This is a genomic window from Burkholderia alba (assembly GCF_034721475.1).
Taxonomy (GTDB): domain Bacteria; phylum Pseudomonadota; class Gammaproteobacteria; order Burkholderiales; family Burkholderiaceae; genus Burkholderia; species Burkholderia alba.
On sequence record NZ_JAWJWL010000137.1, the window covers coordinates 1 to 1,238 of the forward strand.

Consider the following 1,238-nt stretch of genomic DNA (forward strand, 5'->3'; position numbering starts at 1 on the left):
TGGCCAGCACCGCGCGGCAGATCGACCTGTTGCAGTCGAAGGCCGTCTACAACGGCGCGATACTCGACCCCGGCTGGCTGACCAACGCGGCGGGCCATCACTTCAGCAACTGGTACGGTTTCGGCCTGGTGGACGCCACCGAGGCGGTGAAGAAGGCGCAGAAATTCAAATCGCTGCCGGCGATGCAGGACAGCGGCTGGCTGGCGTCGGCGAGCGCGGGGAGTCCGATCGGCGGAATCGGCAATCCGGCCGAGATGGCCGTGAGCATCGACCGCAAGTTCAAGGTCGAAGCCGTGCAGATCAGCTTCCGCACCACGCACAAGACGCCGGCGAATCTGCGGGCGACCNCTGGCTGGCGTCGGCGAGCGCGGGGAGTCCGATCGGCGGAATCGGCAATCCGGCCGAGATGGCCGTGAGCATCGACCGCAAGTTCAAGGTCGAAGCCGTGCAGATCAGCTTCCGCACCACGCACAAGACGCCGGCGAATCTGCGGGCGACCCTGACGTCCCCGGACGGCACGAAGAGCTACGTACTGACGCCCTTCTCGACGCTCTCGCCGATTGCGTCGGGCGATGGCTTCGAGGTGCCCTTGACCTCCAGCAATGCCTTCCTGGACGAGACCTCGCTCGGTGACTGGAAGCTCCAGCTGACCGACGTGGTCGATGCCGGCGGGACGGCCAAGCTGCAGGCCTTTAAAATTCGCGTAGTGGGGTACTGATCATGAAGACGACTCTTTTCTGCTTCGTCATGGCGGCGGCCGTGATGGCGATGTCTGCCGCGCATGCGCAGACCACCCAGTCGGAGGCGCTGCAAAAGGCGGCGGTCGGCGCGCGCTTCCAGATCGGCGACACGAGCTTCCGTCTGGTGCCCGGCGCCGTGGTTCAGCGCGCCGCCGGCCCGTCGCCGGACGCCTCGGGCAAGAGCGGCATGCGCGCGGCGGGCGCCGCCGGCGGCAACGGGGCCGTGGCACAAGTGGGCCCATACGCGATCGTGCTGCCCGGAGCCGGCGCCCTCGGTGCGCAAGGCGCCACCGTGGGCGGCGCGGCGAAGAGCGCCGGGCTGGCCGTGGCGATCAACGAGCGTTCCGGCGAGGCCGTGCTGGTGCCGCCCCGGCTGAAGCTGTTCGTGACGAACGCGGGCCTCGTGGACACGGTGGCCAAACAGACCGGCGGTCAGGCGGTTTATGCGTCCGGTGTCGATGGCAGCGGGGTGATCAAGTACGGTTCCCTCGATCTCGC

2 protein-coding genes are annotated in these 1,238 nt (G+C 68.1%); both read left to right on the top strand.

The annotated features are described in order from the left end of the window. Positions 1 to 412 precede the first annotated feature (412 nt). Positions 413 to 718, top strand: a complete 306-nt coding sequence (locus RZR99_RS32840) for a proprotein convertase P-domain-containing protein (protein ID WP_323123831.1) — start codon at positions 413 to 415, stop codon at positions 716 to 718. A gap of 2 nt (positions 719 to 720) precedes the next feature. Further along, the coding region (locus RZR99_RS32845) for a hypothetical protein (protein WP_323123787.1) at positions 721 to 1,238 on the top strand (518 nt) is incomplete at its 3' end.